At 71.9% G+C, this 17010-nt stretch carries 14 protein-coding genes and 2 pseudogenes; 10 read left to right on the forward strand and 6 right to left on the reverse strand.

Features of this window, described 5'->3' with window-relative positions; translation table 11 throughout:
• Window positions 1–2: 2 nt before the first annotated feature.
• From ABZ272_RS14125 to ABZ272_RS14145, 5 genes are all read left to right on the forward strand, one after another.
• Window positions 3–851 carry a hypothetical protein gene (locus ABZ272_RS14125; protein ID WP_355050347.1) on the forward strand — a complete coding sequence of 283 codons (849 nt, stop codon included), beginning with the start codon at window positions 3–5 and terminating at the stop codon, window positions 849–851.
• Window positions 841–2679 carry a class I SAM-dependent methyltransferase gene (locus tag ABZ272_RS14130; protein WP_355050348.1) on the forward strand — a complete coding sequence of 613 codons (1839 nt, stop codon included), beginning with the start codon at window positions 841–843 and terminating at the stop codon, window positions 2677–2679. The genes ABZ272_RS14125 and ABZ272_RS14130 overlap by 11 nt, the downstream gene beginning before the upstream one ends.
• 107 nt (window positions 2680–2786) lie before the next feature.
• Window positions 2787–3509: a glycosyltransferase family protein gene (locus tag ABZ272_RS14135; RefSeq protein WP_355050499.1), complete on the forward strand. Its 723-nt coding sequence runs from the start codon at window positions 2787–2789 to the stop codon at window positions 3507–3509.
• A complete protein-coding gene (locus ABZ272_RS14140) occupies window positions 3506–4570 on the forward strand; it encodes a spore coat protein (protein WP_355050500.1) in 1065 nt (354 codons plus the stop codon). The genes ABZ272_RS14135 and ABZ272_RS14140 overlap by 4 nt, the downstream gene beginning before the upstream one ends.
• 159 nt (window positions 4571–4729) lie before the next feature.
• Window positions 4730–5362 (forward strand): alpha-ketoglutarate-dependent dioxygenase AlkB, encoded by a 633-nt coding sequence (locus ABZ272_RS14145; RefSeq protein WP_355050349.1) that lies wholly within the window; start codon window positions 4730–4732, stop codon window positions 5360–5362.
• 140 nt (window positions 5363–5502) lie between these two features.
• Here the strand turns inward: ABZ272_RS14145 and ABZ272_RS14150 are convergent, their stop codons facing one another.
• The 4 genes and pseudogenes from ABZ272_RS14150 to ABZ272_RS14165 form a co-directional block, all read right to left on the reverse strand.
• Window positions 5503–8202: a DNA topoisomerase (ATP-hydrolyzing) gene (locus ABZ272_RS14150; RefSeq protein WP_355050501.1), complete on the reverse strand. Its 2700-nt coding sequence runs from the start codon at window positions 8200–8202 to the stop codon at window positions 5503–5505.
• Between the two features lie 27 nt (window positions 8203–8229).
• Window positions 8230–9063 (reverse strand): annotated as a pseudogene (locus tag ABZ272_RS14155) (LAGLIDADG family homing endonuclease); the annotation flags it as partial.
• Window positions 9037–9291, reverse strand: a pseudogene (locus ABZ272_RS14160) (DNA gyrase subunit A); the annotation flags it as partial. The pseudogenes ABZ272_RS14160 and ABZ272_RS14155, both read right to left, overlap by 27 nt.
• A gap of 32 nt (window positions 9292–9323) precedes the next feature.
• Window positions 9324–11381, reverse strand: coding sequence for a DNA topoisomerase IV subunit B (locus tag ABZ272_RS14165; protein WP_355050350.1), 2058 nt, complete (start codon window positions 11379–11381; stop codon window positions 9324–9326).
• Window positions 11382–11626: 245 nt separating this feature from the next.
• On the opposite strand from ABZ272_RS14165, the gene ABZ272_RS14170 reads away from it, so the two are divergent.
• Both ABZ272_RS14170 and ABZ272_RS14175 read left to right on the forward strand, forming a co-directional pair.
• Window positions 11627–12307, forward strand: a complete 681-nt coding sequence (locus ABZ272_RS14170; RefSeq protein ID WP_355050351.1) for a hypothetical protein — start codon at window positions 11627–11629, stop codon at window positions 12305–12307.
• A gap of 173 nt (window positions 12308–12480) precedes the next feature.
• Window positions 12481–13737 carry a hypothetical protein gene (locus tag ABZ272_RS14175; RefSeq protein ID WP_355050352.1) on the forward strand — a complete coding sequence of 419 codons (1257 nt, stop codon included), beginning with the start codon at window positions 12481–12483 and terminating at the stop codon, window positions 13735–13737.
• A 53-nt stretch (window positions 13738–13790) separates the two neighbouring features.
• Here the strand turns inward: ABZ272_RS14175 and ABZ272_RS14180 are convergent, their stop codons facing one another.
• Window positions 13791–13961, reverse strand: coding sequence for a hypothetical protein (locus ABZ272_RS14180; RefSeq protein WP_355050353.1), 171 nt, complete (start codon window positions 13959–13961; stop codon window positions 13791–13793).
• Between the two features lie 185 nt (window positions 13962–14146).
• Between ABZ272_RS14180 and ABZ272_RS14185 the strand changes: the two genes are divergently transcribed.
• Window positions 14147–14776: a hypothetical protein gene (locus ABZ272_RS14185; RefSeq protein WP_355050354.1), complete on the forward strand. Its 630-nt coding sequence runs from the start codon at window positions 14147–14149 to the stop codon at window positions 14774–14776.
• A 185-nt stretch (window positions 14777–14961) separates the two neighbouring features.
• The gene (locus tag ABZ272_RS14190; RefSeq protein ID WP_355050355.1) at window positions 14962–15327 is read left to right on the forward strand and encodes a hypothetical protein; all 366 of its coding nucleotides are present in this window, start codon (window positions 14962–14964) and stop codon (window positions 15325–15327) included.
• A 37-nt stretch (window positions 15328–15364) separates the two neighbouring features.
• Here the strand turns inward: ABZ272_RS14190 and ABZ272_RS14195 are convergent, their stop codons facing one another.
• Window positions 15365–16312 carry a DUF72 domain-containing protein gene (locus tag ABZ272_RS14195; RefSeq protein WP_355050356.1) on the reverse strand — a complete coding sequence of 316 codons (948 nt, stop codon included), beginning with the start codon at window positions 16310–16312 and terminating at the stop codon, window positions 15365–15367.
• Window positions 16313–16444: 132 nt separating this feature from the next.
• Between ABZ272_RS14195 and ABZ272_RS14200 the strand changes: the two genes are divergently transcribed.
• Entirely contained in the window at window positions 16445–16948 is a 504-nt protein-coding gene (locus ABZ272_RS14200) for a DinB family protein (protein ID WP_355050357.1), read from the forward strand.
• Window positions 16949–17010: the final 62 nt, after the last annotated feature.

Here is a 17010-nt window from a genome sequence, read left to right on the forward strand (position 1 = left end):
TGATGCACCACGCGAACCACTTCTACGGCCACGCCCACGTGCTGGCCCGTTACGCCGGTCTCGGCGATCGGCATCCGCCACGGATCAACGGGTACGTGCAGCACGGCTGGAACATCGGCGACGGCCTGGCGCCAGGTCACCCGTACGCCGACCGCACGCCCAGCCTGCTCTGGTCCGAGCAGACCCGCCGCCGGGCCTGGTCGGTGGGGCGGCGCAACGTCGTCGTGATCGGCGCACCGTTCGCCTACCTGCTGGCCATGCGGCCCGAGGACCCGCCGCAGCAGGAGCGGGAGGGCACCATCTGGTACCCGTTCCACGGCTGGGAGGGCCAGCACGTCAAGGGCGACCACCGGGAACTGATCGCCCGCATCCGGGACACCGAGCCCGGCCCGGTGACGGTCTGCCTCTACTGGCACGAGTACGGCATGCGCCACGTCCGGCGGCTCTACGAGCGCGCCGGGTTCCGGGTGATCTGCCACGGCTACCGGGGACACTGGTGGAAGGACACCGACCCGGAGTTCCTCGACAAGCAACTGACCGAGCTGCGCCGGCACCGCCGGGTAGCATCCAACCGGCTGACCAGCGCGATCTTCTACGGCATCGCGGCCGGCTGCGAACCGGCGGTCTACGGCGACCCGATGATCCTGTCCAACGAGGACCCGACCTTCGGGGGCACCGCCCGCATCCGTCGGCAGTGGCCGGAGCTGCACGGCACCCGGGTCGACCTGCCCACCGCCGTCTCGATCGCCCGCGCGGAGCTGGGCGTCGACCACCGCTGCACCCCTGCCGAGCTGCGTGAGCTGCTGGGTTGGGCGAACCTTGGGGAAGAAGAGGACGACAGTGACGACTGAGACCGCACCCGCCGGCCGGATCAGCCTGCCCGGCGGCGAGATGCTGGCCTGGTCCGACCTGCCGAAGGAGCGGTTGGCCGACGGCGGGCCGCTCGCCGTGCTGGCCGCCCGGGTCGTGCCGTCCGGCGCGCGTGTCCTGCTGGCCGGCCCGCACGACCCGGCGCTGCTCGACCGGCTCGCCCACGCCGAGGTGACCTGCCTGCTGCGCAGTCACCCGGACGCGGTGGTGCTCGCCCAACGGGCCAGTCGCGTCATCGTGGGCGGCCCCGCCGGCCTGCCCGGCGACGAGACGTACGACGTGGTGATCGCCGCCGCCGGCCTGGACCCGATCGAGTCGGTGGAGGGCACCCGGCTCGGCTGGGACGGCGTGCTGGCCCGGCTGGTCGCGGCGGTACGCCCCGGTGGCGCGCTGCTGCTGCGCCTGGACAACCCGCTCGGGCTGCACCGGCTGGTCGCCACCACCCCCTGGTACGCCGCCCGCGACCACTCCGCCTGGGTCATCGGCGGCGTGCTCGACCCGGCCCACCCCGCCAACCGGGACCAGCTCCGGCAGCGGATCACCGACAGCGGGCTCCGCCCGAGCGCCTGCTGGGCCGCGTACCCCGATGGCGCGACGGCGGCGGCCCTGCTCGACGCCGACCAGCTCGACCGCGGCGCGGACCGCGGGCTGTTCGACGCGGTGCTGCACGGCGCGTGCGCCGGCGCCTTCGCTCCCGCCACGGTGCTTCAGGACCCGGCCCGGCTGGCGGTGGACGCCCTGCACGCCGGGCGGGCCGCCGACCTCGCGCCGGCCTGGCTGATGCTGGCCCACCGGCCCGGTGGGCCCATGGACTCCCCCGCCCACGGGGAGCTGCCGGTGGCGCTGGTGCAGACCGGCTCGTCCGGCCAGCCCGGAATCGGTGTGCTGGAGGTGCGCGACGGCCCGTCCGGCTGGCGGTGGGGGCACGTCGCCACCGCCGACACGAGCGCGCCGAGCGCGCCCTTCGCCAGCCGCGAGGCCGCGTACCGGGACCCCGACGCGCTGACCGGGCCGGTGCCGTCCGGGCGGCTGCTGCACACCCTGCTGCTCGACGCCGCGCTGCGCCGCGACCTGACCACGGTGCGCGCGCTGCTGCACGGGTACGCGGGCTGGCTCGCCGATCAGGCCGACGCCGACGGACGGCTCGTCGGCGCCGCCGCGCTGGCCAGTGCCGACAACATGGTGGTCGACGGGGAACGCTTCGCGGTACTCGACCCGAGCTGGCGGGCCGCCGACCGGCTCCCCGGCGACGTGGTGCTGGCCCGCGGGCTGTGGCGCTTCGCGGCGGCCCTGCTCACCGGCGGGTACGCCCACCCGTGGTCGTCCACCCTCGACGTCGCCGGCCTCACCGTCGTCCTCGGCGGGCTCGCCGGCCACGACCTGGACCGGACGACGGTGGCCGAGGCGATCCAGGCCGAAGCGGCGATCACGGCCAGCCTGCACGGCCTGGACGCCGAGCACCGCACGGCCCTCGCCACCGACCTAACTGCGGTCGAACCGACCGACCCACCCGTCGGGGCGCACAGCTACCAGCAGTTGCGTGAGGCGTGGCTGCGCCAACGCGAGGAGATCAGCCGGCTGGCGGCCCTGACCAAGTGGACCGACGAACTGCTCACCTCCCGGGAGCGGGCACTGCGCCGGGCAGAGGCGAAGATCGGCCTGCTCAGCGGGTCCATCAGCTACCGCGTCGGCCGGCTCGCCATCACCCCCGCCCGGCTGGCCAAGCGGGGTGCGCGTGCCGCGAAGCGGCGTGCCCGCGCGGCGCTCGCCCCGAAGCAACTCGTCACGGAGCAGGAGGAGCAGCAGTGATCGACGACGACGCTCCCGCGACGACGCCGCCCGGCCCCGCGGCGCGGCCCGCCACGGCAGCGCGTCCGGATGCGACGGCCGACGCGGGAGCGGCCGCCGGAGCACGGATCGTCGGCATCGTGCAGGCCCGGATGGGCTCGTCCCGGCTGCCCGGCAAGGTGCTGCGCCCGCTCGCCGGACGGTCCGTGCTCGGCCGCGTCGTCCGCACCGCCCGCGACAGCGGCGTCCTGGCCGACCTGGTGGTCGCCACGAGCACCGACACCGTCGACGACGCGGTGGTCGACGAGTGCCGCCGGCTCGACGTGCCGTGCCATCGCGGCCCCGTCGACGACGTGCTGGCCCGGTTCGTGGGCGCGCTCGCCGCCCACCCGGGCGACGCGGTCATGCGGTTCACCGCCGACTGCCCGCTGCTCGACCCGGAGATCATCACGCTGGTGGCCTCGGTGTACCGGGCCGTACCCGGGTTGGACTACGCGAGCACGTCGATCGCGCGCACCCTGCCCCGAGGGCTGGACGTCGAGATCATCCGCGCGGACGCCCTGCGTACCCTGGACCGGCTCGCCACCGGCCACCACCGGGTGCACGTGACCTCGTACGCGTACACCCATCCGGAGCTGTTCCGGGTGCTCGGGGTGACCCTCGCCCCGGACCGTTCGGCGCTGCGGCTGACCCTCGACACCGAGCAGGACTGGGCGCTGGTGAGCGCGGTCGCCGACCACTTCGGCGACGTCAGCGTGCCACTGGCCAAGCTCGCCGACTGGCTCGACGGGCAACCCCGGCTGCGCGCGCTCAACGCCGACGTACGCCAGAAGCGGCTGGAGGAGTCCTGAGCACGCTACGGGTCGGGCTGCGCTGCGACGCCGGGCCGCGGCGCGGCGTCGGGCACCTCGTCCGCTGCCTGGCCCTCGCCGAGGAGTTCCTGGCCCGAGGCGCCCACGTCGCGGTGTTCGGCACGGTCGAGGGCGTCGGTTGGGCGAGCGCCGAGCTGGCCGAGCGCGGCATCGAGCTGCACCCCGGTCCCGAGTCACCGGGCGAGCTGGTCGAGGCGGCCCGACGACACGACCTCGACGTGGTGGTCCTCGACTCGTACGAACTGGACCCGGCCGCCGCCGGCGCCCTGCGCGCTGCCGGCATCCTCACCCTCGCCGTCATCGACGGGGACAGCCGGGGGCAGGACGCCGACCTCTACCTCGACCAGAACTTCGGGGCGCGGCTTCCGGAGCTGCCCGGACGGCTGCTCGCCGGCAGCGGGTACGCCCTGCTGCGCGACTCGGTCGTGACCGCCCGCCCGGCGACGCCCCGGCCCGCCACGACGGTCGGCCGGCCACGGGTGCTGGCCTTCTTCGGTGGCACCGACGCGGTCGGCGCGGCACCGGCGCTGACCCGGGTACTGCTGGCCACCGGCCACCCGATGGACCTCACGGTCGTCGTCGGGCGACCCGAGATCGAGGCCGAGCTGGAGACGATCACCCCCGGGCGGGGGCAGGTCGTCCGTCCCGTCCCGCCCACCGGCGCACTGCCCGCCCTGATCACCGAGGCGGACCTCGTGGTCAGCGCCGCCGGCACCTCCACCTGGGAACTGTGCTGCCTCGGCGCGCCCGCTGCGCTGGTCTGCGTGGTCGACAACCAGCGCGAGTCGTACTCCCGGGTGGTGCGCCACGGCCTGGCCGCCGGCCTCGGCGAACTGCCGGAACTGACCGCCGCCGGGCTGCCCGGGCGGACCGCCCGCGCGACGGCGGCGCGAACGCTCAACGGGCTGCTCAGCTCGCCGCGACGCCGGGCGGCGCTGGCCGCCCGAGCCTGGGCCGCCGTGGACGGCCAGGGCCGCGCCCGCGTCGTGGACGCCGTGCTGGAATCCGTAACCCCAACCCCAACCCCCGCCACCCCCTGACCCGCCCCCGGCCGATCTTGCACTTGCTGTCGCGACACAAGGGGCGTCTGCTCTTATATCGGCAACAGAAACTGCAAGATCGGCGCGGGGTGGGGGCGCTGCGGGCGTTGCGGAGCGGCACTCGCACGGGTGTACTAATGGGCTGCTAGGGTGGGTTGCATGGAGGCCGCCTACCAGCCGTCGATGCTCGATCTGACCGACGCGGGGCCGACTCTGGGGCCACTGCCCGGCGAGATCCGGCGGCACGATCTCACCCGGGGCGCCTGGGTCGACCACCTCCCCGGCTGGGTACGCGGCTCCGACGCGGTCCTCGACACCCTGCTCACCGAGGTGCCGTGGCGGGCGGAGCGCCGGACCATGTACGACAGCGAGGTCGACGTGCCCCGCCTGCTCTGCTGGTACGACGGCGACCGGCAACTGCCGCACCCCGTGCTCACGGCCGCGCGCACGGCCCTGACCCGGCACTACGCACCCGAGCTGGGCGAACCTTTCGTCACCGCCGGCATGTGCCTCTACCGCTCCGGCCGCGACAGCGTCGCCTGGCACGGCGACACCATCGGCCGATCCGCGCACACGGACACCATCGTCGCGATCGTCTCGTTCGGCTCACCTCGACCGCTGCTGCTACGCCCGCGCGGCGGCGGCGACAGCCTGCGCTTCCCCGTGGGACACGGCGACCTGATCGTCATGGGCGGCTCCTGCCAGCGCACCTGGGAACACGCCATCCCCAAGACCACTCGCCCAGTAGGCCCCAGGGTGAGCGTCCAGTTCCGCCCCATCAACGTCGCCTAACCCCCAACCCCCACCCCCAACCCCCACCCACCCACCCCGGTGATCAAGAGGTTTGCGTCACGACACGCCGGGAGCGGTGACGCAAACCTCTTGATCACCAAGGAGGCAGGGGAGCCCGGAGGGGGATCCGGGGGCGGGGGTTAGTCGCGTTCGATTAGGTGGCCTACTACCGTTGGGCCGAGCATCACGGCGAAGCCGCTGCCGTCGCGGCGGGGGTCGGCCGCCGGCAGTTCGACCGGCTCGCCGGTGGCGGTCGCGCCGACCGGGCGCGGCCCGACCCAGGCCACGGCGACGTCCGTCTCACCCTTGAGGAAGCGGTGGGCACGCACGCCGCCGGTCGCCCGGCCCTTCGCCGGGTACGCCTGGAACGGCGTGACCTTGACCGTCGCTCCGGTGGAGGTGACCACCATCGGCTCGCCGTGACCCGGATCGTCGGTGCGTACCGCGCCGAAGAAGACCACGCGCGCCCCGGCCGGCAGGTTGATGCCGGACATGCCACCGCCCTTGAGGCCCTGCGGGCGGACCAGTCCGGCCGCGAAGCGCAGCAACGACGCCTCCGAGGTCACGAACGTCAGCGTCTCGGTGTCGCTGGTCAGCCAGGTCGCCCCGACCACCTCGTCACCGTCCCGCAGGCCGATCACCTCGAACTCGTCGGAACGCACCGGCCACTCCGGGGCGCAGATCTTGACCACGCCCTGCCGGGTGCCCAGCGCCAGCCCGGGTGAGCCGTCGGCAGCGCCGCCGAGCGGGGCCAGACCGACGACGGTCTCCCCCGCCTCCAGCGGCACCAGCTCGGCCGCGGACATGCCGCCGCGCAGCGACACCGTGCCGGCCTGCTCGGGCAGCACCGGCAGCGGCAGTACGTCGATCTTGAAGGCGCGACCCGCGCTCGTGACCAGCAGCACCCGGCCACGGGCCGTGGAGTGCACGATGGCGCGTACCGTGTCGTGCTTGACCCGGCCGTTGCGCCGACGCCCCTCGGCGCTCTCCTCCGACTCGGCCGCGGTCCGGGCGACCAGCCCGGTCGCCGAGAGGATCACCTGGCACGGGTCGTCCGCTACCTCCAGCGGGCCGGCCGGCACGGACGCCGCCAGCACCTCCTTCAGGTCACCGTCGACGAGCGTCGTACGTCGTTCGGTGCCGAACTGCTTGACCACGGCCGCCAACTCGTCGGAGACCAGCTTCTTGAGCACCCGCTCGTCGTCGAGGATCGTGGACAGCTCGGCGATCTCGGAGCGCAGCCGCTCCTGCTCGGCCTCCAGCTCGATCCGGTCGAATTTCGTGAGCCGACGCAGCGGCGTGTCCAGGATGTAGGTGGCCTGGATGTCAGAGAGGCCGAACTGGCTCATCAGCCCGTCCTTGGCCGCCTGCGCGTCGTCGCTGCCACGGATCAGACGGACCACCCGGTCGATGTCGAGCAGCGCGATCAGCAGACCGTCGACCAGGTGGAGGCGCTCCTCGCGCTTGCGGCGACGGTAGGAGCTGCGCCGGGTGACGACCTCGTACCGGTGGGCGAGGAAGACCTCCAACAGGGCCTTCAATCCGAGGGTACGGGGCTGGCCGTCGACCAGCACGAGGTTGTTGACGCCGAAGGACTGCTCCAACGGGGTCAACCGGTACAGGTCGGCGAGGAGCGCCTGCGGGTTGACGCCCACCTTGCACTCGACCACGAGGCGGGTGCCGCTCTCCCGGTCGGTGAGGTCCTTGACGTCCGCGATGCCGGTCAGCCGCTTGGTCTTGGTGACCTCGTTGGTGATCGCCGCGATGACCTTCTCCGCGCCGACGCCGTAGGGCAGCTCGACCACGGTGATGGCCTGGCGGCCCCGGCTGCCCTCGATCGGGCCGATCTCCACCTTGCCGCGCATCCGCACCACGCCGCGCCCGGTCTCGTACGCCCGGCGCACCTCGTCGAGGCCGAGCAGCACGCCACCGCTGGGCAGGTCGGGCCCGGGGACGAACTCCATCAGCTTGTCCAGGGTGGCGTCCGGGTGGTTGATCAGCCAACGGGCCGCCGAGACGACCTCGGCGAGGTTGTGCGGGATCATGTTGGTGGCCATCCCGACCGCGATCCCGGACGCGCCGTTGACCAGCAGGTTGGGAAAGGCCGCCGGGAGTACGGTCGGCTGCGTCAACGATCCGTCGTAGTTGGGCTCGACGTCGACCGTGTCCTCGCCCAGCTCACCGACGAGCAGCATCGCCTCGCGGGACATCCGCGCTTCGGTGTAACGGCTCGCAGCCGGGCCGTCGTCTGGAGATCCAAAATTACCGTGCCCGTCGATCAGCGGCACGTTGAGCGAGAAGTCCTGCGCGAGGCGGACCATCGCGTCGTAGATCGCCGTGTCGCCGTGCGGATGGTACTTACCCATGCAGTTGTGGACCACGTAGCCCTCGGCGACGAAGGCGTGGTCGTCACTGCCCACCTGGATGTCGTACGTCACGTCGGGCGACACCGCTTCGACCGAGGTGACCCGCAGAAACGCGCTACCGACCAGCGCGTCCAGCCGGGCAGCGAGCGGCGAGTCGAGCCGGTGGAGTTTCTGGATCCAGCCGTCCCGGACCGCCCGCTCCAACTGGAACGACCGCTCGGCAAGCGGAATGCCGTTGCGGTCCTTGCCGTACCGCACCTTCGGTCCACCGCTCGGCGAGAGCGAGGCGCGAAACGCCTGTCCGGCCTGATCGCGGAACCAGCCGCCACCCTGGTGCGCTGCCGTGAATTCCGCCATCACCGGGCCGTATGGCAACCGGTCATCGCCCTGCTTGCCGCTGTACTGGTAGTCGATGTTGGCAACTCGTTGCAGGCCATCCTGCTTGTAGCCAATTCGGACCCATGGCAGCAGCATCCGAGCGAGGACGGCGGCGTCTCGCCCAGATATGGAAAGGCCGTGGAGCGGGTGTCCATCAGAACGATGACCGCTGGTCCAGTAGTGCCCGTGCAGCCCCAGATCGGCGAGCATGGCGTAGATCTGCCGTACCAGTAGTTTGCTGGTGCTGACGAAGACCATCTCTCGGAAACGCTTGCGGACGTAACCGTCGCCATCGAAGAAGCCGGCAAGAAACGGCACCCACGCTGACCGGCTACTGACGATGTCGCGCGGTACGTGCTTGTTGCGGCTGAGCGGCTCGGTGGCCTCCAACAGCCCTTCGTGGCGGCTGAACGTCAGGATGTGCTGATCACGGTGACCGGGATTCGCAGCCTCACGCTTTCCTCGGGAGACGTTCACCCCACTGGCGATAGCCCAGCCGTGTGCGACATCGAGCGGTTCGATGTCGCACATGTGGATCCGGACCCGGCCGTCCGCTGCGCGGTTCCGATCGGCCGGGAAGCCCTCGGCTACCAGTAGCCCGCGCACGTAGTCGTAGACATCGCCAGGGTGTGTCGACACCTCATGGCGGCGGCTGCCGTAGGAAAGCGCAAGGCGACCCGCAAGATCCCGGGCTTCAACCCACTGCACCGAGAGATCTTCTGCGACCACTCGGAAGCGCTGGCCCGGAGTGACGAGCATCGTGTGCCCATTGCTCCAGGTGACGCGAACGAGGTCAGACGTCGGGTTTCGATAGACGGTGGTAACCGGGACCGACATGCCTTTGTCATCCAGCACAAGGTCACCGACCTCGATCTCCTCGATTGGCCGAAGGCCATCCGGCGTGGAGACCAGAGTGCCAGCGACGAAACAGTCGCCCACGATGCGGGCCGACTTCACGTGCCCTCGGTCGGGGCGGTAGCCCTGCTCGTACATGGACCAGAGGATCCGACGGTGCACGGGCTTGAGGCCGTCGCGGGCGTCCGGCAGGGCGCGGGAGTGGATGACCGAGAAGGCGTACTCCAGATAGGAGTCGGAGACCTCGGTGACCAGCGGATTGTCGAAGACCCGCGCGCCGGCCTGGTCGAACGAGGAGAGGTCGACCTTGTTTTCCTTGCGCCGTGCCATGACTCAGCTCTCCACTCGAATGAAACGTCGGCTCATGCGTCGATCGCTTCCCGGTCGACCCGGTCGGCGGAGTCGATCAGCCAGTTGCGGCGCGGCTCGACCTTCTCGCCCATCAGCAGTTCGAGGATGCGCTCGGCGGCGTCCACGTCGTCGAGGGTGATCCGGCGGACCGCCCGGGTGGCCGGGTTCATCGTGGTGTCCCACAACTCGTCGGCGTCCATCTCACCGAGGCCCTTGAAGCGCGGGATGGGCGTGACGATCTGCTTGCCGGCCTTCTCCAGCTTGCGGACCGTCGTCTCCATCTCGGCCTGGGTGTAGGTGTAGACGGTCTGCGGGTTCCGCCCCTTGGTGGTGACCTTGTGCAGGGGCGGCATCGCGGCGTAGAGCCGGCCGGCCTCGATCAACGGCCGCATGTAGCGGGCGAACAGGGTGATCAGCAGCGTACGGATGTGCGCGCCGTCCACGTCGGCGTCGGCCATGATCAGTACGCGGCCGTAGCGCAGCGCGGACAGGTCGAACGTCCGCCCCGAACCCGCACCGAGCACCTGGACGATCGCGGCGCACTCGGCATTGTCCAGAACCTGCTGGAGGTTGGCCTTCTGCACGTTGAGGATCTTGCCGCGGATCGGCAGCAATGCCTGATATTCCGACGAACGGGCCATTCTGCTCGTGCCGAGGGCGCTGTCCCCCTCCACGATGAACAGCTCGCTGCGGTCGATGCCGGTCGCGCGGCAGTCGACCAGCTTCGGCGGCATGGACGCGCCCTCCAGGGCGGTCTTGCGCCGGGCGGCGTCCTTCTGCTGCTTCTGGGTGAGCCGCACCCGTGCCGCGTCGACGATCTTCTGGAGGACGACGCGCGCCTCGGCCTTGGTGCGGCGGTCCTCCAGCCAGGACTTGACGTGCGCGTCCACCAGGCTCTGGATGACCTTGGTGATGCCGGTGGTGGACAGCTCGTCCTTGGTCTGGGAGGTGAACTGCGGCTCGGGGATCCGCACGTGCACCACGGCGGTCATCCCCTCCAGGACGTCGTCCAGGGTGGGCGGCTCCTCCTTGGCCTTGAGCAGGCCGCGGGTGTTGCGGACGGCGTCGGCGAGGGTGCGCACCAGGGCCCGTTCGAAGCCCTTGCGGTGGGTGCCGCCGTGGGCGTTGCGGATGGTGTTGGTGAAGCACTCGACGGTGCGCTCGTAGCCGGTGCCCCACCGGAACGCCACCTCGACCTCGGCGCGCCGCTGCACGTTGGACTGCATGACGCCGTTGGCGTCGGCGGCGTTCTCCCGGTACGTCCCCTCGCCGTTGACCAGCAGAATGCCGGAGACCGGGCGGTCACCGGCCGGGGCGAGGAACTCGACCATGTCGCTGAGCCCGTTGGGGTAGTGGAACCGCTCCTCGACGGGCGCCTCACCGGTCGCATCGCGCAGCAGGTACGTCACGCCCGGGACCAGGAACGCGGTGTTGCGCAGCTTCATCCGGACCGCGTCGACGTCCAGCGCCGCGCCGGTCTCGAAGTAGCGCGCGTCGTGCCACCAGCGGATGGAGGTGCCGGTGCGCTGGCCGCGCTTCATCGCCCCGGTCACCTGCAGGCCCGGACCGGCGGTGAAGGGCGCGTCCGGCCCGGCGCCGTCGAAGATCCCGGGTACGCCGTGCCGGAAGGACATCGAGTGCACCTTGCCGGCCCGGCGGACGGTGACGTCGAAACGACGGGACAGCGCGTTGACGGCGGAGGCGCCCACGCCGTGCAGGCCGCCGGAGGTCTTGTAGCCGGAGCCGCCGAACTTGCCACCCGCGTGCAGGCGGGTCAGCACCAACTCGACGCCGGAGATGCCGGACTTGGCGTGCACGTCGGTGGGGATGCCCCGGCCGTCGTCGTCGACCTGGACCGAGCCGTCGGGGTGCAGGATCACCTCGACGTGGCTGGCGTGACCGGCGACGCCCTCGTCGGTGGAGTTGTCGAGGATCTCGTTGACGAGGTGACCCACGCCACGGCTGTCGGTGGAACCGATGTACATGCCGGGACGCTTGCGAACGGCGTCCAGCCCCTCAAGGTGGGTGAGGTCATCGGCCCCGTACAGGGTGTCAGGCTCTGCGGTCAACTGGTCGTACTCCCCGGTCTCGGCGGTGTGGTGCGGCGTCCCAACTGTCGGTCGGCCGGCGCGCGCCGCAGCGAGCCTAGCCCGAGACTGAGACAACTCCCGGAGGACCTACGCGACCCGCCGTGCTCGACCCGACGAACGTGAGCCACCGAACAGCCGCACGGTGAGCAGGGGACCACGCAGAGATACCCACGTCGGTACGATTCCTCACTTGCGGGGACGACGGACGCGGGGAGGCGGTCGGGGTGGACGACACGACACGCGATGCCCTGCGGCGCTCAGTCGGTACGCGTGCCCGGCGTTGGCTGCTCGCGGGCACCCTCCTGGCGGGGCTGCTCACCGCCGTGGCGCTCGTCGCGACCGCGGCGCCCGCCGATCGGACGTTCGTCGACCTCTCGGGTGCGGTCCAGAGTCTGATGTCGGTGGCGACGCCACTGTTCGGCATCCTGCTCGTGCACGATCCGCGCCGGGAGTCCGCCGGTGTCGTCCCGACGGCGCTCGGAGTGCTGCTGCCGGCCGTCGTGATCGGGGTGGCCGGTGTGGTGATCTGCGCCGCGACGCTGGCGCTGGGCCCGGCCGACGGGCCGGCCGACCCGTGGCGGCACGCCGGCACGGTCGCGGTGGGCAGCGTGCTGGTGCAGGTGGTCGCCGGTCTGGTCGGCACCGGGCTCGGTCTGCTGCTGCGCTCGCGGGTGGTCGCGTTCCTCGCCACGATCGTCCTCCCGCTGGGCCTGTTCGGGCTGTTGGAGGCCGTCGGCGCGCTGCGTCCGGCGCAGCCGTGGCTCACCCCGTTCGGCAGTGTCCGCAACCTGCTCTCCGGGGAGATGAGCGTGTTGCGGTGGGCGCAGTGGCTCTGCGTACTCCTGATCTGGGGTGTTGGTCTGAACGCGCTCGGCGCGGCCGTGCGCGGCCGGCGTCACCCCTGACGTAGTCGACGGTCCGGCGTTCATCCCCCATCCACAGTGGGCGCACACCGCTGCGCCGACATCCACGTGTCGATCGTCGAAAGATTCTGTTACGGGCCATTGACGCCCGTTGCACAGGAGTGATCTGATCGCGCTCTCAGAGAATCTTTCATCTTTCGATGGATGGGGGCCCCATGCCCAGGTTCCGCCGTACCGCGCTCGCCGCGGCACTCACGATCGTCACAGCCGCGCTGTCGACCGCCATCGCGCTGCCCGCCCCCGCGACCGCCGCGCTGCCCACCGCCGCCGTGGCACTCGGCGACAGCTTCATCAGCGGGGAGGGCGCCGGCGCGTACACCCCGGTGGTCGACGCGAACGGGGTCACCCAGGGCTTCCCCGGCTGGACCGCCCCGAACAACAACGCGTTCTTCTGCCACCGGTCGGCCAACGCCTCGCTGAACCAGGCGAACCTGCCGGGCATCCAGAACCGGTTCAACCTGGCCTGCTCCGGCGGCCAGCCGCACGACATCGCGACCGCCTCCCAGGCCCGGACCAACGGTCGTACGGTCTCGGCGCAGCTCGACCAGCTCCGTGCCGTCGCGCAGACCCAGGACATCGACCTGGTACTGATCGGCCTCGGTTCCAACAACAGCTCGTTCACCTTCGGCAGCGTCGCGGAGACCTGCGCCAACCGGTTCATCGCCGACGCCTGGACCGGCTGGTGGGAGTTCTGGGCGTACCTGAACGGGCCGGTGGAGCAGAAGCCGTGCAGCGACGCCGACCTGGCCACCGCCGCGCAGCTCAGCGCCGCGACCGCGGAGACCACCGCCGCCGTACGGCAGATCCTGACCACCCTCGACCAGGTGGACGCGGACGGGCAGCACCGGGTGGTGTTCCAGGACTACACCAACCCGCTGCCTCTCGATCTCAACCCGGCGTTCTACGAGGAGGACGGCCGCGACGACACCCGGGACAAGTTCCGTGACCTCGGCGCCGAGCGGTACGCGGCCGGTTGCCCGATCCACCTGGCCAGCCTCGCCCCCGGGCACCGCTTCTCCCAGGGTCTCGGTGGCATCGTGAAGTCCACCCGGGACACCCTGGCCGCCGAGTTCCCCAACGACGACCTGGTCTACCTGAACGTGCAGCGGGCCTTCGACGGTGCGCGGCTGTGTGAGTCGACGTCCAGCCCGGCCGGCGCGCTGGCCACCCCGATCCGGTTGCAGGACGGCGCGACGGGCACCTTCGTGACCAGCCTCGCCGGTAAGGACAAGATCGCCATTCAACGGATCGCCAACACCTGCGTCAGCTACTTCCAGACGTGCCAGGAGTCGTGGCACCCCAACGCCACCGGACACCAGGTGCTCGGCCAGTGCCTCGCCGGCGCCGCCGTCACCGCCGCCCGCGCGGTGTCGTGTGTCCGCGCGAGCAACGGGGCGATCTCGGTCTCCTGACCGGTCTCGCCACCGGAGGCCCCGTCATCCGACGGGGCCTCCGTCGTGTCGACTCAGTCCTCCTGCTCCACCGGCGTCCGTTCGCCGTCGCGCTCCACCTCGATCGGCGCGTGGTCCTTGCGCGGCGCGACCTCGGCGGTGGTGCGGTGCGGATCGTTGTCCGGGTGCATGAGCACCGCGTCGGTCTTGGGGGTCTTCTCGCGGACCTCGTCCGGCTGCGACATGCCGTTCCCCTCTCCGTCGGCGTCCGCCTGACCTACCCACCGCCGCGCCGACGACTCCTCCCGAAGACGGTTCGGTCCCCCGAAGCCCGGATGTCCCCGTCGCGGGGGATCGACCGGCGGACGACGGGGTTAGCCGTCCGGGCGACGGGTAAGCCGCGTCGCCCGACACGGCGGAAGGGGATCACATGTCCGAACGACACACCGCACTGCGCTCGATGCACGATCTGGGTCTGGCGGCCTGGTTCGGCGGCTCCCTCATGGGTGCCTTCGGCGTCAACGGCGCGGCAGCGAAGATCAACGACTCGACCCAGCGGCTCCCGGTCGCCTCGGCCGGATGGTCCAAGTGGACACCGGTCAACGCGGCCGCGATCGGCGCGCACCTCGCCGGCGCGGTCGGCGAACTGGTCACCGAGAGCCCGCGGGTGGCGGCCCAGCGTGGAGTGGGCCGGGCCAGCGCCATCAAGACGGCGCTGACGATCGGCGCGCTGGCCGTCACCGGCTACAGCCGGTTCGTCGGTATGCGGTTGGAGAAGGCGGGCGGACCGCCGGTGAGCGGCGCCACCGAGCCCAACCACCAGACACCGGCCAGCGTCGCCTCCTCGCAGCGGCAGATGAAGCTGCTCCAGTGGGCGATCCCGGCGCTGACCGGATCGCTGGTCGTGGTCACCGCGTACATGGGTGAGCAGCAGAAGCCCGGTCAGGTGCTGCGGGGCATCATGAGCCGCGCCGGCGGGATGCGCAGCGCCCCGATGGGCCTGGCGAAGATCGGCATGAGCGTCGGCGGCAAGCGCCAGATGGCGATGGCCGGACGCTGAGCGTCGGGCCGGCCGGGGCCCCGCCGGACCGTCGACGGCGGGACGCCGGCCGGCCCTGCGCCGAACGGCACTTCGGGGTGGGCACGGGTCGCACCGGCACCGGCCCACCCCGCGCCCACGTCCGGTGCACAGGACCGGGAGGGGCAACCCGTCCGTCGACAGGCGGACCGACCGAAGAGGTGGCCATGACGGCACACGAGGGACGCGGCGGTGACCGGCTCGAACCGGAGGCGACCAACCCGTGGGGAACCAGCGACGGCTTCGACGCCGACGCGCCCTGGGGTGCGGGCGACGACTCCCCGATGGACGAGGGCAGCGAGGAGACGGCGGTGCCCGAGGGGCGGCGCGGTGAACGGCGGGCGGGCTTGCCGGACGGGCAGGGCGGCCCGGCCGGACGGCACGGCTTCGGCTCGGTCGAGCCCACCCGCACCACGATGGCGGGGCCGGGCGCGCCGCCCGATCCCGCGCCCAGCGGGCGGACGTTCCCCGACGAGGCGGAGGTCACCGAGCGGTCCCAGGACGCGCTGCGCAGCCGGGGTCGCCGCTCCTGAAACAGCGACCCCGTGCGTGTGCCCCGACGGCCGCCGGTCAGCCGGGCGACGCCGCGACGGCCGGACCGTCGGACGTCCGACGCGACCCGACGGGCACCGGTGTGTCGCCGAGCATCGTCTCGGCGAGCAGCTGCGCCAGCCGGGTCGCGTCCCGCTGGGCCTGCCCGGCGCAGCAGTTGTTGAACAGGACGTGTAGGTCGTCGACGTCCTCGGCCAATCCGGCCAGCCGTTCCGCCCAGGCGCGTAGCTCCTGCTCGGCGTACGCGTAGCGGAACTTGTCCTGCTTGTCGCCGTCGCGCCACGCGTCGCTGTGGCCGTGGAAACGGACGATCGCCGGCTCGGCCGTACGCGCCAGGATCGGCGGCACCGACGACGGGTGCCCCTGCGGCATGTCCACGCAGACCAGTGAGAGGTCGTGCGCGCGCAGCAGGTCCAGGGTCGCGGTCGTGGCCGCGCCGTCGAACCAGGACCCGTGCCGCAGCTCCACCGCCACGCGCCACGGCCGGCACCGCTGCGCCAGTTCCACGATGCGCCGTTCGGCGGCGGCGCCACGGGCCAGCCAGGGCGGGAACTGCAGGAGGACCGCGCCCAACTTGTCGGCGGCCGCGATCGGGGCCAGCGCCTCCCGGAAGCGGACCCACAGCTCCTCGTACGCCTGCTCGGGCAGGTCACGGCGGCGGACCCGGCCGGGGCCGGCGGCCGGCCGCAGGTCGCGCGGCAACGCGGCCACCGGCGTCGGATGCCCGGTGAAGAGGCTGAACGCCTTGACGTCGAAGGTGAAGTCGTCGGGCGTGGCGTCGACCCAGCCCTGTGTCGTCTCCGGGACCGGGACGGCGTAGTAGGAGGTGTCCACCTCGACCAGCGGGAACCGGCCCGCGTAGAAGGCCAGCCGGCCGGCCGGCGTGTTGGCCGAACGGGGATACCAGCCGGAGCGCAGCAGCGACTGGTCCGCCCAGGACGACGTGCCCACCTTGATGACACCCATGTCATTCAGTGGACAGTCCCGCACCCCGATCGGCAACCGCTGACGCCCGATGCCCTCGTCGTGTCCGACCGGGAAGTGTCGGTCCCCGGTCCTAGGCTGCGGGCTGACGGACTTCGAGGAGAGGGCGACACCATGACCAGCACCGCGCAGCTCACCGGGGAACGGGCCGACCTGTTGCAGACGCTGCGCCGGCACCGGGGCTTCCTCCTGCAGACCGTCGACGGTCTGACCGACGAGCAGGCCGCCACCCGCAGCACCGTGAGCGAGCTCTGCCCCGGCGGGCTGATCAAGCACGTCGCGAGCACCGAGGAGCGCTGGATGCTGTTCGCCGTGGGGGGCGCGGAGGAGATGCAGCGGGCCGAGATGGACTGGGTCGGCCAGTTCCAGATGGCACCGGGCGAGACCCTGGCCGGGCTGGTCGAGCGGTTCCAGGCGGTGGCCGCCCACACCGACGAGCTGATCGCCACCCTCGACCTGGACGCGGCGCACCCGCTACCGCAGGCGCCCTGGTTCGAGCCGGGCGCGAGTTGGACGGTGCGGCGGGTCCTGCTGCACCTGATCGCCGAGACGTCCCAGCACGCCGGGCACGCCGACATCCTCCGGGAGGCGATCGACGGGGCGAAGACCATGGGCTGACCCGTAATCCGGCGGTCACCGGCCCGCGTTCACGTCGTGTTCCTCGATCCTCCGCGCGAGCG

The sequence above is a fragment of the Micromonospora sp. NPDC005979 genome, from assembly GCF_040614415.1.
Lineage (GTDB): Bacteria > Actinomycetota > Actinomycetes > Mycobacteriales > Micromonosporaceae > Micromonospora.

Bases quoted from the DNA above. Each gene is read 5' to 3' on its own strand.
- ABZ272_RS14125 (WP_355050347.1), top strand. From the start codon at position 3: ATGCACCACGCGAACCACTTCTACGGCCACGCCCACGTGCTGGCCCGT.
- ABZ272_RS14145 (WP_355050349.1), top strand. From the start codon at position 4,730: ATGGAGGCCGCCTACCAGCCGTCGATGCTCGATCTGACCGACGCGGGG.
- ABZ272_RS14150 (WP_355050501.1), bottom strand. From the start codon at position 8,202: ATGCTGCTGCCATGGGTCCGAATTGGCTACAAGCAGGATGGCCTGCAA.
- ABZ272_RS14175 (WP_355050352.1), top strand. From the start codon at position 12,481: ATGCCCAGGTTCCGCCGTACCGCGCTCGCCGCGGCACTCACGATCGTC.
- ABZ272_RS14180 (WP_355050353.1), bottom strand. From the start codon at position 13,961: ATGTCGCAGCCGGACGAGGTCCGCGAGAAGACCCCCAAGACCGACGCG.
- ABZ272_RS14185 (WP_355050354.1), top strand. From the start codon at position 14,147: ATGTCCGAACGACACACCGCACTGCGCTCGATGCACGATCTGGGTCTG.
- ABZ272_RS14190 (WP_355050355.1), top strand. From the start codon at position 14,962: ATGACGGCACACGAGGGACGCGGCGGTGACCGGCTCGAACCGGAGGCG.
- ABZ272_RS14195 (WP_355050356.1), bottom strand. From the start codon at position 16,312: ATGGGTGTCATCAAGGTGGGCACGTCGTCCTGGGCGGACCAGTCGCTG.
- ABZ272_RS14200 (WP_355050357.1), top strand. From the start codon at position 16,445: ATGACCAGCACCGCGCAGCTCACCGGGGAACGGGCCGACCTGTTGCAG.